Origin of the sequence: Mannheimia sp. E30BD (genome assembly GCF_041807785.1) — a bacterium.
Taxonomy (GTDB): domain Bacteria; phylum Pseudomonadota; class Gammaproteobacteria; order Enterobacterales; family Pasteurellaceae; genus Mannheimia.
Window position 1 is genome coordinate 16976 of the sequence record NZ_JBGTYX010000015.1, and the last position, 13289, is coordinate 30264.

The 13289-nt window shown below is 39.5% G+C and carries 12 protein-coding genes; 6 read left to right on the plus strand and 6 right to left on the minus strand.

The features are described 5' to 3' along the window. Positions 1–34: 34 nt before the first annotated feature. The 4 genes from ACERCG_RS08715 to ACERCG_RS08730 form a co-directional block, all read right to left on the minus strand. Positions 35–841 (minus strand): ABC transporter ATP-binding protein, encoded by an 807-nt coding sequence (locus ACERCG_RS08715; protein WP_373611648.1) that lies wholly within the window; start codon positions 839–841, stop codon positions 35–37. Then, positions 838–2811, minus strand: a complete 1974-nt coding sequence (locus ACERCG_RS08720; protein ID WP_373611650.1) for a dipeptide/oligopeptide/nickel ABC transporter permease/ATP-binding protein — start codon at positions 2809–2811, stop codon at positions 838–840. Before ACERCG_RS08720 ends, ACERCG_RS08715 begins: the two co-directional genes overlap by 4 nt. Next, entirely contained in the window at positions 2811–3764 is a 954-nt protein-coding gene (locus tag ACERCG_RS08725; RefSeq protein WP_373611651.1) for an ABC transporter permease, read from the minus strand. The genes ACERCG_RS08720 and ACERCG_RS08725 overlap by 1 nt, the downstream gene beginning before the upstream one ends. A 208-nt stretch (positions 3765–3972) precedes the next feature. Then, complete coding sequence (locus ACERCG_RS08730; protein WP_373611653.1) at positions 3973–5571, minus strand: ABC transporter substrate-binding protein; 1599 nt, start codon at positions 5569–5571, stop codon at positions 3973–3975. Positions 5572–5795: 224 nt separating this feature from the next. Between ACERCG_RS08730 and hemW the strand changes: the two genes are divergently transcribed. The 6 genes from hemW (at position 5796) to murQ (ending at position 11141) form a co-directional block, all read left to right on the plus strand. After that, positions 5796–6953: a radical SAM family heme chaperone HemW gene (gene hemW, locus ACERCG_RS08735; RefSeq protein WP_373611654.1), complete on the plus strand. Its 1158-nt coding sequence runs from the start codon at positions 5796–5798 to the stop codon at positions 6951–6953. 73 nt (positions 6954–7026) lie between these two features. After that, positions 7027–7497 (plus strand): thioredoxin-dependent thiol peroxidase, encoded by a 471-nt coding sequence (bcp, locus tag ACERCG_RS08740; protein ID WP_373611680.1) that lies wholly within the window; start codon positions 7027–7029, stop codon positions 7495–7497. Further along, positions 7497–8045, plus strand: coding sequence for a D-glycero-beta-D-manno-heptose 1,7-bisphosphate 7-phosphatase (gene gmhB / locus ACERCG_RS08745; RefSeq protein WP_373611655.1), 549 nt, complete (start codon positions 7497–7499; stop codon positions 8043–8045). Before bcp ends, gmhB begins: the two co-directional genes overlap by 1 nt. An 8-nt stretch (positions 8046–8053) precedes the next feature. Then, a complete protein-coding gene (gene queF, locus ACERCG_RS08750; protein WP_373611656.1) occupies positions 8054–8893 on the plus strand; it encodes an NADPH-dependent 7-cyano-7-deazaguanine reductase QueF in 840 nt (279 codons plus the stop codon). Between the two features lie 205 nt (positions 8894–9098). Beyond that, complete coding sequence (locus tag ACERCG_RS08755) at positions 9099–10220, plus strand: anhydro-N-acetylmuramic acid kinase (protein ID WP_373611681.1); 1122 nt, start codon at positions 9099–9101, stop codon at positions 10218–10220. A gap of 6 nt (positions 10221–10226) precedes the next feature. Then, on the plus strand, positions 10227–11141 hold the full coding sequence (gene murQ / locus ACERCG_RS08760; protein WP_373611657.1) for an N-acetylmuramic acid 6-phosphate etherase: 915 nt from the start codon (positions 10227–10229) through the stop codon (positions 11139–11141). A gap of 148 nt (positions 11142–11289) precedes the next feature. On the opposite strand, the gene ACERCG_RS08765 is transcribed toward murQ, so the two are convergent. Together ACERCG_RS08765 and ACERCG_RS08770 are read right to left on the minus strand one after the other, a co-directional pair. Then, positions 11290–12285 carry a hypothetical protein gene (locus ACERCG_RS08765; RefSeq protein ID WP_373611659.1) on the minus strand — a complete coding sequence of 332 codons (996 nt, stop codon included), beginning with the start codon at positions 12283–12285 and terminating at the stop codon, positions 11290–11292. Positions 12286–12371: 86 nt separating this feature from the next. Next, positions 12372–13229 carry a DUF2877 domain-containing protein gene (locus ACERCG_RS08770; RefSeq protein WP_373611661.1) on the minus strand — a complete coding sequence of 286 codons (858 nt, stop codon included), beginning with the start codon at positions 13227–13229 and terminating at the stop codon, positions 12372–12374. Positions 13230–13289: the final 60 nt, after the last annotated feature.

The window sequence follows — 13289 nt, forward strand, 5'->3', positions numbered from 1 at the left end:
ACCAAATTTTACCGCTTGTAGCCTTAAATCACAATTATAACAATGATGGAGCTGCGTCTAATAGAATACGGGTGTATTCATCTTGCGGACTATCGAACACTCGTGCTGCTTCACCTTGCTCGATGATTTTACCGCCATTCATTACCACAATACGGTCAGACACTTGACGAACAGTTTGCAAATCGTGAGAGATAAATACCATTGCAAGGTTTAACTCTTTTTTCAGATCGGCAAGTAAGTTCAGAACTTGAGCTCGAACGGATACATCCAGTGCAGAAGTCGGCTCATCTGCTACTATCAAACTTGGATTAAGAGCCAATGCACGAGCAATTGCCACACGTTGTTTTTGACCACCTGATAAGCGAGTTGGCTCAACTAAGGCAGCAGAACGCGGTAAGCCTACACGGTTCAAGAGTTCATAAACACGTTTTTCACGCTCGCTTGGCACTAATACATTGTGAATATCCATTGGGTCTTTCAAAATATCTAACACACGCATACGAGGGTTAAGTGCGGTTGCGGGATCTTGGAAGATAACCGATACTTGACGACCAAACTGTTTACGAGCTTCGGCACTACCGTATTTCATTTGTAATCCATTGAATTTTACCGTACCCGAAGTTGGTTTTTGTAAACCGATGATTACGCTTGCTAATGTTGATTTACCACAACCTGATTGCCCTACAATACCCACTGTTTCACCTGCGTGGATATCTAAACTTACACCATTAACAGCACGGAATTTTTTCGGGTTGAATAGCGTTCCATCACGGGAGCGAAACTCGACAACAATATCTCTCAGCTCAATAATTGGCTGCTCTTTAATGGGTTTCATACTCATAGTTTAGCTCCCTGATTTTCTTCTAAGTGAGATGCCCAAATGTGTTGTGGGTGTTCTCCAGTTGGAACAAGTTTCAAGCGTTGTTTTGGATTCGCATCAGGGCGCAATGAGCGGCTGGCGAAACGGTCACCGTCTGCAAAGTCAAACGGAGAAGGCACGCTACCTGGAATTTGATATAAGCGTTCTGCTCGGCACTCGGTTGAAAGCACTGAGCCTAATAAGCCTCGTGTATATTCGTGCGTTGGGTGCATTAGTAAGTCACGGGTTGGTGATGCTTCGACCACTTGACCTGCATACATAACCGTGATGTGGTGAGCAATTTGAGCAACTAAGGCTAAATCGTGGCTCACAAACACCATTGCAAAGCCGAGTTTTTCACGCAATTCGTTAAGAAGTTTAATCACTTCTGCTTGAACGGTTACGTCTAATGCAGTGGTTGGTTCGTCCGCAATTAATAATTTCGGTTCACGAGCCAATGCCATTGCAATTAACACACGCTGACGCTGACCACCTGAAAGTTCGTGTGGATAACGGTTGAGCGTTTTTTCAGGATCAAGATGTACCCATTTGAGTAATGTCTCTGCGGACTGTTTACCGCCACGACTGATTAACTGCTCCATTTGTTCACGAATACGCATTGATGGATTTAACGCACTTAACGCATCTTGATAAATCATCGAGATTTCGTGACCACGAAGATCGTTCAACTTGTCAGTTTTTAATAAATCGTGTTGATTGCCCGCACGGTCAGTAAACAAAATTTCCCCGGTGATTTTGGCTGTTTTTGGTAATAAGCCCATAATTGAGAAGGCAGAAATTGATTTACCACAACCAGATTCACCTACTAAGCCCATTGTTTCGCCTTCGTGTACGGTAAAGCTGATGTTATCTACCAATGGTGTTTCACCATAACGGTTCGGGAAACGGATAGATAAGTTTTTCACTTGCAGAATCGGTTTTGCATTTGGGTTAAGTTGCATACGGTCAGTACGTACAGTTTCTGCTTGGTTTAATTGTAATAAATAACGTTTTAATGCCAAGCTTTCTGCCATTGCTTCCTGAACGTCTGTTGAAAGCGGTTTTGACACATCGTTTTTTGCTGCTGTTGGACTTTTCTTGGTTTTTGGATTTGCTAACGCATCAGTTAAACCTTCAGAAAGAATATTTAATGATAATACCGTTAAAAGTACGCATAAACCTGAGAATGTCGTTGCCCACCAGAAGCCGCTTAATACTAAGTTACGACCTTCAGATAAGATATTACCCCAAGACGGATGTGGTGGCTGAACCCCTGCACCTAAGAAAGAAAGTGATGCTTCAAGAATAATTGCATCAGCAACCATTACTGTTGCGAATACTAAAACAGGTGCTGCGGTATTACGCACAACGTGTTTTAATAAGATATAAGTACGGCTACCACCAATTACACGCTCAGCACGCACATAGTCCTCTTCCCATTGTGAAACCACGTTTGCACGAACAACACGAGCTAATTGTGGCGTGTAAACAATCGCAATTGTTAAGATAATAATCGGTGAAGAGTTGCCGAAAGTCGCTAATAATACAGCAGCAAGTGCGATGCCAGGGAATGCCATTAGAATATCCATCAGACGCATAATCACTTCGTTACCGAATTTATCAGCCGTTGCAGCCGTTGCACCTAAAATACTACCGAATACGATTGCACAGGCTACTGCACCTAAGCCGATAAAGAGAGAGGTTCTAGCTCCGTAAACGATACGAGAGAAAATATCACGTCCTAAACGGTCTGTACCGAACCAATATTCTGAACCTGGAGCTTGCACTGGGCGCAGGGTTTGCAGTGGATCATAAGGTGCAACCAATGGTGCGAAAATTGCCACAAGAGCCATAAAAATCAAGAAGATTAAGGCAATTTTGGAGGCGGTTGATAATGCTTTGAATCTTGCCCCGCCAGAAGCAAGTCTGTCTGCTAATCCTTGACGAAACATTATAGACTCCGAATTTTAGGGTTAATAATCAGATAAAGAATATCAACGATGATGTTTACTAATACAAACGTCAATGCAATGGTGAGTACCACGCCTTGTACTAAGTTTAGGTCTACATTCGTAATTCCGTTGAAAATCAGTTTACCCATTCCTGGTAAGTCAAAAATCTGCTCAATAACGACTGCGCCACCAAGCAAGTAACCAACACGTAAGCCAAGTACGGTGACTGGTGTAATTAATGCATTACGTAATACATTACGGCGAATAACAGTTGAGTATGGTACGCCGTTGCCAATTGCTGTACGTACATAATCTTTATCCATCTCTTCTACCATTGCGGTACGTACTACTCGAATAAGAGAGGCACAAACAGGAATAGCCAATGCAAGTGATGGAAGAACTATTGAGATAGCCCATTCTTTTGGACTTTCACTAAATGGCACATAGCCACCAGATGGTAACCAATCAAGTTCTAGAGAGAAGTATTGGATTAATAAAATACCGAGCCAGAAAGAAGGTGTTGCAACCGCTGCTACCGAGAATAAACGAATAATTTGGTCAGCAAGGCGATCACGATGAAGTGCGGCAAATACCCCTAAGGTGAATGAAATGATTGCGGCGAGGATTACACCAATAAAAGTTAATTGCAGTGTGATTGGGAAGGCTTTAGCAATCATTGATGAAATCGGCAATTCAGGTGGTGTAGTTACCCCTAAATCTAACACGAGAAGATTTCCGAGAAAACGGAAGTATTGAAGAAATAATGGATCATTTAACCCACGTTGTTCACGCCATAAATGTTTAGCTTCATCGCTGGCTGCATCACCTAATGCAACCGTTGCGGCATCGCCCGGCGTGAATTGTAAAATAATAAAAACTAATGCTGTTACCCCGATAATCATTACTGGTAATGCTAATAAACGGCGGAATAACAGGCGAAGTACAATTTCCATTTTTATCTCCGACTATAAAACATTAGTGGAAGGTTGAGTGCGAATACACTGAATTGATTTGTCATAGTGCGTAAAACGCACTCTCTATGCTATATAGAAAACACGGAAAAACTTGGGAATAAATCGAAAGTTACAAGCGGTAGGTTTTGGTCGATCTTTTGCAAAATTTTCCTAAAAACCGACCGCTTGTTTAGCCGTGTATCAAGGCTTATTTACGTCCAACGCCTAAGAAAGACATACCTGTGGTTGGTAATGGTTGGAAGTCAGTTAATGCTTTTTCGTCCCACGCTGTTGGCAATTTACGGTGAATTAGCGGGTAGAGTGGCACTTGTTCAGCAATAATATTGAACACTTTCGACCATTCCACTTTTGCTTCATCGTGTGACTTAGCAGCCACTGCAGCATCTAAGAGTTTTTGCACTTCTGCATACTCTGGTGTGTCAGACCAACGATAACGGTTTTTCGCCCAACCGTCGCCACGATAGAACCAGCTTAATAATAAGTCCACATCGTTACCGAATACAGACGGATCGCCCGGTGCTACAACGACTTTGAAGTTACCTGATGCGATAAACTCACCATATAACGCACTTGATTGTAAGTGGCGTAAGGTTACTTTCACACCCGGAATTGCATTCCAAGATTCAAGAATTAACGGAGCACACTCTTTAACCCAAGAAGTATCTGTTGCAAGTAATTCAAACTCTAGCTTATCGATACCTGCTTCTTTTAATAATGCAGCGGCTTTTTCTTTGTCGTAATCGTACTGAGTTGCCGCTTTCACATAATCAGGGTGAGTTTCTTGTAAGTAAGATGTTGCTGCACGAGCATTACCTAAGAACACGATATCGATCATTTTTTGTGTATCTAAGCCATAGTGGAATGCTTGACGTACTTTCGGATTATTAAACGGAGCTTCAGCACAGTTAAACATTAAGAACAGTAAGCCAAATGATTGAACAGACTCAACAGATTGTTTTTTCGATTTTAAGCGTTGAATATCAAGATATGGTACAGATTCAATCGCTTGAACACGTTTAGATTCTTGAGCTGTTACACGCGCAGCATCATCTGATAATAATGCCCAAACCATTTTCTCTGCTTTTGCCGGGTAAATACCGTTGTAGCCTTCAAATGCTTCAAATACGATTTTGTCATCTTTCACTGCGGATACAAATTTGTATGGACCAGAACCTACAGGGTTTGCATCAAAGGCACTTTCACCGACTGCTTCAACAACGTGTTTTGGCACAATACGCACAATCATTAAACGCTCAGCAAATAAGGCAAACGGGTATTTGAGTTTGAACTCAACTACTTTGTCATCAACTGCTTTTACGCTGTCGATAAATGGTACGAAACCAGCGAATAATGATTTGTTATCAGGGTTTAATACACGCTCAAAAGAGAATACCACATCAGCGGTTGTAACCGGTTTACCGTCGTGGAAGATTGCACCATCACGCAGAGTAATGCGATAGGTTGTATCGTCCACTTTTTCAGGCATTGCTGCAGCTAAGCCTAAATATGGCTCACGTGTGGCTGGGTGTAAGTCCACGAGTGCTTCAAAAATATGCAGGTTTGCCGCCATTGGTGTTGCTCCGGTAGTACGCAAGGGATCGAACCCTGTGGAAAGAGAGTACGAAATACCGGCTTCAATCACAGAACCTTTTGCTGGAGCTGTTGCCGCTGCAGCCGGTGCTGAAAATGTGCCTAATGTACTGCTGAATGCAAAACCTGCACCCACACCAGCCATTAATTTCATAAAACCACGACGTGATTCGTTGTGTTCAAATTGTTTAGTCATAGTAAGCTCCTTAAGGTCGCTATATTGGATAGTTTGTTTTTAATATGAAGTGAATTTATCAAAACATATTAATTTTTTGAAACGAAATCATCATATCATTAACAACAAAGTGGTAAAGCGGTAATTTTTGAATTTGTGATCTAGCTCACGAAAAAATCTCTACTTCCCACTTTATTTGCTTTTCGTTATTATTTACGCCTCTTAAACACAACGAAATATTTAACGTGAAACTCATTTTACCTCCTCTAAGCCTTTATATCCATATTCCTTGGTGTGTGCAAAAATGTCCTTACTGCGATTTCAACTCCCACGCTCAAAAAGGGTTCATTCCTGAACAAGAATATATCGAACATCTCCTTGCAGATTTATCGCAAGATTTAACTGCTTATAAAGCGGCAATCGGCGAACGTAAATTACATTCTATCTTTATTGGTGGCGGCACACCCAGTCTCTTTTCCGCAGACGGTATTGCTTATTTATTAAAAGAAGTGGAAAAGCGAATTGCTTTTGAGCCGAATATTGAAATTACGTTGGAAGCTAACCCGGGAACGGCGGAAGCAGAGCGATTTATCGGTTATGTTCAAGGTGGGGTAAACCGCATTTCAATGGGGGTTCAAAGTTTTGAGCCAGAAAAACTGCTCAAGCTCGGGCGTATTCACGATAGCCAAGAGGCAAAACAAGCGATCGTTTTTGCCCAAAATTCTGCAAAATTTGGTTTGAACAGCTTTAACATAGACTTAATGCACGGATTACCTAATCAATCGGTAAAACAGGCGTTAAGTGATTTAGAACAGGGGATAGCCCTTAATCCGCCGCATTTATCGTGGTATCAGCTCACTATTGAGCCAAATACGATGTTCTATTACCGCAAGCCAATCTTACCCGATGATGACGAATTATGGGATATTTTCGAGCAAGGACATCAATTACTCACCAATGCAGGTTACGAGCAATACGAAACTTCCGCCTATGCGAAAAAAGGCTACCAATGCAAACACAACCTCAATTACTGGCGGTTTGGTGATTATTTAGCGATTGGTTGCGGGGCTCACGGCAAAATTTCGTATCCGACAGGCGAAATTTATCGCTTTAGCAAAACCAAGCACCCGAAAGGCTATATGCGAGGCGAATATCGCTACAGCCAAAATTTGATTGAGCTAGACGACCGTCCATTCGAATTCTTTATGAACCGTTTCCGCTTGCTTGAAGCCACACCAAAACAAGAATTTGAATACTTTACAGGGCTAGATAGAAATATTGTTCGTTCAACAATGGATTGGGCATTAAACCAAAATTATATTTCTGAAACCTCAACCCATTGGCAAATTACCCAACACGGCAAGCTGTTTTTAAATGAATTGCTGGAAGGATTTTTAGAATAATTTGCAAAAAAATTTTAAGATTTGACCGCTTGTAGTACAATACAAGCGGTTATTTTTTATGGAAAAATTACAAATGAATATCTTAAAAGCAGGCGAGAAAGCCCCTCAATTTATCCTTCAAAATCAGGTTGATGAAGCGGTTTCACTTTCCCAATTTGCGGGCAAAAAAGTGTTAGTTTATTTCTACCCCAAGGCTCTTACTCCAGGCTGTACTACACAAGCGTGCGGACTGCGTGATAGCAAATCAGAACTAGACGAGCTAAATGTAGTGGTACTTGGCATTAGCCCTGATTTACCGAAAAAATTAGCTCAATTTGTCGAGAAAAAAAAGCTTAATTTCACCTTGTTATCAGACCCTGACCACCAAGTTGCAGAGGCTTTCGGTGTATGGGGCGAGAAGAAATTTATGGGCAAAACCTATGAAGGCATTCATCGCATCAGTTTTTTAGTGAATGAACAAGGTGTGATCGAACAGGTTTTTGATAAATTCAAAACAAGCGAACATCATCAAATGGTGGTCGATTTTATTAAAGGATCAAATTGATGGCTAAAAAAGCAATTTTTCTTGATCGTGATGGCACAATTAATATCGATCACGGTTATGTGCATAAAATTGATGATTTCCAGTTCATCGAAGGTGTTGGCAAAGCGTTAAAACAGCTTCAAGATAAAGGCTATTTGCTTGTGCTGGTTACCAATCAATCCGGCATTGCTCGTGGTTATTTCAGCGAAGATCAATTTATGCAACTTACTGAATGGATGGATTGGTCGCTCGATGAAGATTACGGTGTGGTGCTTGATGGCATTTACTACTGCCCACATCACCCAGAGGGCAATGGCGAATATCGTGAAGATTGCGATTGCCGCAAACCGAAAGCGGGAATGTTTGAGCAAGCAATTAAAGATCTGAATATCGACTCTACTCAATCCTATATGGTAGGCGATAAATTAGAAGACTTACTGGCAGCCGAAAAGGCAGGTGTGAAAACCAAAGTATTGGTGCGAACTGGCAAGGCCGTTACAGCCGAAGGCGAAGCAAAAGCAGATTTAGTACTAGACAGCCTTGTGGATTTAGTTAGATATATTAAATAAGAATTGAAATGAACTACAACGATAAATCTCTTGATGCCCTAAAATTGGGGCAAAAAACCGAATATAAAAGCGAATATGACGCTTCACTTTTACAACCTGTTCCTCGTAAATTGAATCGTGATGGATTAGGGATTACGCAATCTCAGCCGTTTACTCAAGGGGCTGATGTGTGGACGTGCTATGAACTTTCGTGGCTAAACAAAAACGGCTTACCGCAAGTGGCGATTGCTGATGTTGCCATTGATTTCAATAGCGAAAATTTAATCGAGTCCAAAAGTTTCAAGCTCTATTTAAACAGTTTTAACCAAACTAAATTTGATTCTATTGAAGAGGTGGAAAAGACCCTCCAAAAAGATTTAGCCAACTGTGCAAGCGGTCAAGTTTTGGTAAAAATTTACACATTGTCGCACTACACGCAACAACCGATTGTGGATTTTGAGGGCGATTGCATCGATGAACAAGATATTCACATCGACAGCTACGCATTTTCAACCCACTATTTAGAGAGTATAGCCGAAGATGAAATGGTGGAAGAAACCTTAGTCAGTCATTTGCTCAAATCTAACTGCTTAATCACTTCACAACCAGACTGGGGCAGTGTGCAAATTCGCTACAAAGGTAAAAAATTAAACCGTGAAAAATTATTGCGTTACTTAGTGTCATTCCGTGAGCACAACGAGTTCCACGAGCAATGTGTAGAACGCATTTTCTGCGATTTAATGCAATTTGCCCAGCCTGAAAAATTAACCATATATGCACGCTACACCAGACGTGGCGGGTTAGATATTAATCCGTTCAGGTCGAATTTTGAAAGTGTGCCAGAAAATCGACGAATGGCACGTCAATGATTTCACTGTTTTTATTTCCGTCTGAACCGCCTGAGTGTGTTTGAATTGGTAGGTAAATTTACTCTGAGCGGAGCGAATGTAAATTTGCCGTTAAGCCAATTCAAACTAAGCGAGGATAGCGGTGAAGTTCGGGTTGCCTTTCTTTTGGTTACTTTTCTTTGGCAAAGCAAAGAAAAGTAACAAAGAGCAGATTTTGATTTTTGTGATGAATAAATATAGCCCAAATTACTACATCGGAGTGATGTCCGGCACGAGCCTTGATGGTGTTGATATCGCCTTAATGGATTTTGCAAAAAATCCGCCAAAAATGACCACTTGTGATTTCTTCCCAATGCCGGAGGAGTTACGAGCGGATATTTCCGCGTTGCTTAAAACGGGCGAAACCAATCTCCAAAAACTAGGGGAGATAGACCATCGTTTAGGCTTGCTTTATGCACAAACCATTAATGTGTTTTTAGTGAAAAATCAGCTAAAGGTGGAAGATATTCAAGCCATTGGTTGCCACGGGCAAACGGTGTGGCATTCGCCGGATTCTGCATATCCTTTCACCACCCAAATTGGCGATATGAATTTAGTTGCTGCTAAAACAGGCATTACTACCATTTGCGATTTCCGCCGTAAAGATATGGCGGTTGGTGGGCAAGGGGCTCCACTTGTGCCAGCGTTTCATCAAGCGATCTTTAATGATCCTAGTCGTTTAAGCGTAGTACTAAACATCGGTGGTATTAGTAATATCTCTGTGCTAAAACCAAACCGCCCGGCCATTGGCTATGATGTAGGGGCTGGCAATACGCTTATGGATAGCTGGATCGAGCAACATCAAGGCAAACGATACGACAAAAACGGCGAATGGGCGATAAGTGGTAAGGTGAATGAAGCCTTGTTAGAGAGCTTACTTGATGAGCCGTTTTTTAGTAAAACGCCGCCTAAAAGCACTGGTCGAGAGCTATTTAATTTAACGTGGCTTGCAAAAAAATTAGAAAATTTCACCGCTTGCAAGCCTGAAAATGTGCAGCGTACGCTTGCAGAATTTACTGCAAAAAGTATCGCCAATGAATTAATCACACTTCAAACTGAATTGCCTTGCCTGCTATTGGTATGTGGCGGTGGAGCAAGAAATCCGCTCTTAATGGAACGCTTAGCTGATTTACTGCCAAACTGGAACGTTACAACCACAACAGAATTCGGTTTAGATATTGATTATGTGGAAGCGGCTGCATTTGCGTGGCTTGCTCATCAGCGAATGAATAATTTACCAAGTAATATGCCAAGTGTTACAGGAGCAAAAAAAGCGGTAAGTTTAGGGGTGATTTACCCAGCGGAATAAAGAAAAATGACAGAGAAGAATTTACTTAATGCCTTAGGGCAGATGATTACCGAACAGCGTAATCCTCATTCGAAGAATATTGATAGCCTGTCTGCACTAGAAATTGTGCAGATTATCAATAATGAAGATAAACAAGTGCCACTTGCAGTAGAAAAATGTTTACCGCAGATTGCTAAGGCAGTCGAAAAAATTGTGCAAGCCTTTCAGCAAGGAGGGCGTTTAGTTTACGTTGGTGCTGGCACAAGTGGGCGTTTAGGTGTGCTTGATGCTTCAGAATGTCCACCCACTTATGGAGTAAAACCTGAAATGGTGGTAGGATTAATTGCAGGTGGCGAAAGAGCGTTACGTTTCCCGATTGAAGGGGCGGAAGATAACCGAGAGCAAGGCAAACTAGATTTACAAGCGGTCAATTTTTCGCAAAAAGATGTATTAGTCGGGATTGCAGCCAGTGGCAGAACGCCTTATGTGCTAGGGGCGATGGAATATGCTAATTCACTTGGTGCAACGACAGTTTCGATTGCTAGCAACCCGAACTCTGCAATGGCACAAATTGCAGATATTGCGATTGATACGGTTGTGGGGGCAGAAGTGCTGACAGGCTCAAGCCGTATGAAATCAGGCACGGCACAAAAGCTTGTGCTGAATATGCTGACAACCGCTTCAATGATTTTAATCGGCAAATGCTACCAAAATTTAATGGTGGACGTGCAAGCCACCAATGAAAAGTTAAAAGCTCGTGCAATCCGTATTGTAATGCAAGCGACAGAGTGTGAAAGAGATGTGGCTGAAAATACCCTAAAATTAGCCGAAAATAACGCAAAATTAGCGATTATGATGATTTTAGGCAATTTAGATAAGCCTGAAGCGGAAAGTTTATTAGCTCAAAATCAAGGAAGATTACAAAAGGCGTTAAAAGTATAGAGCCAGGCTACCGCAATCCTAATAGCTATAATATCTTTAAAGAGTTACTCTAAAGGAATATTTAATTGGTTACTTTTGCTTTAGGAGAAATATCTAATATTTTAGGTGAAGATCAACCGATTGCTTGGTATAGTAATTGCTTATAGTTTTATAAAACAGATTGTTTTTTCTTTCTCAAGTAGTTATAGTTAAATAAACAGAATAAATTGAGGTTGTTTATTTCAAAAAAATATAGCTCAATTTCTTTTCCATCTTTATTTTTCATCTTTTTGATATTAAAATCTTTTTCTTGTGGAATAAAATATATTTTGAAATATTTATTCTTATATTTATTGCTTTCAATGTGAGCATAAAGTACTCTGCGATAGTGGTAGTTTTCTAAATCTATTTTCTTAATACCTAAATAAATAGGGATTTCAGGAGAGTTTTCATTTTCTTTAAAAGGTTTTTGTAATTTAAAATATAGCCATTTATCTGTTTCCGTATATTCTACTTCAGCAATACACACACATTTTTGCTTCCTTTGAATGGCTTTCTCTGTTCTGCGAAAATATTGGTATAGATAGCGTATGTTTGAATTAGCTACCTTAAGCGGTAGATTTAAAAATTCTTTTTCTGATAAATTCTTCTTGGCATCTAAATATGCTTCAACTAACCTTATTAATTGATTTGTTTTTATATATCTTCGTTTAGCCTGATTGTGTTGATTTGAAATTATTTTATTTATCTTAGATTGAGATGTTGTTGATAAGGAATTCGTTACTTCGCTTTGTAGTCCAATATCATCTTCTGGTAATTGAAATTCATCTATAAAATCGTGTAATTTACTACGCACTTTTCTGAGATTATATTCTTCATCACTTTCTCCTGCAATAGGCTCAATTTTGGTTTGATTCCATTGGCAATCTGCTGAGTGTGCAATATTATTTTTAGATAGATATTTGAAATGGGGCGATTGTTTTATTTCATCTGGAAAATGATCATAGTTTACCCCAGTAATTTTAACCCCTTTTATACGACAAGACTCTGTTGAACATAAAAACTGGAATCTTTTGCAGGGATAAAGATTTAAGAATTCAGTTCTTGCTTCTGTAATAGATACAACTCTATTAAGTTGAATACAATAAGCTTCGTATATAGACATAATTTGAATCTCCATACTGTTATAAATTAAAATAATTTATATTATAATAGATAAGCGGTTAATTTTTATAAAAAATTTGTAATTAATTATGTTAGTCCTTCTAATAATAAATTACTCCCATAATAAATCCCAAAGAGTGTATCCATTCCTGATGAATGCCCAATATTTTCAAATAGTTTACTCAGTTGCCCTATTTCTACATTTTTTTTATTCATATTTTTAAAGAAAGTCAGTACCGGAGTAGAAAATTGTTGTTGTAATGCACAGTATAAAAATCTGCTGCTAATGGCGTTAGTATTCGCTAAGTTTTGTCTTATTTTGTGTGTGAGTTTTTTATAAAAAGAGCTTTGTGTTGCATTGAAATATTGAAACGAAGCGAGTAATCCACAGAGAAAATCATCGCCACTTGGGGTAAGTCCTATGCCTAATCCAATCAATTTAGTCAAAATATGGCAAGCATTTTCCTCATCATTTATTGCATAAAAATGTTCAACTTGGGATAAATATTGCTTAAAAGCAGATAGTATTAGGTCATCATTTTGTGCTTGAAACAGAAGATTTAATCCTTTTTTATCTGAATGCTGTAATATTTGTTGAGTAAGTTCAGTACAAACATTGAATTTATGATGTAAATGATAGTTACAAGCGGTCAATTTTGTACAAAAAATTGCACAATTTTGATAATTTAAGTGAAGTTGATAGGTTTGATGTGGCTCTAATTTCAGATGTTCAAATTGTGTTTGTGTGAAATTTGTAATTAAGCTGATAGGGGAGAGTTCGCTCACAATTGGTTGTAGAGAGAAAAGTTCATTATTAATCAATAGGTTAATGGTTTTGTTATAAATGGAATGGATTGAAATCGTAGGAGATTCGCCTACTTTTTGATGGGCATATTGGCTTGTTATTGAAATAGGAATGTTTATTATTTGCTCATTTATGCTCATTTTAAAAAATACCTGTTGATTTTTTATTATTTTATTGATTAGTATTGGTTCAATTTGAAA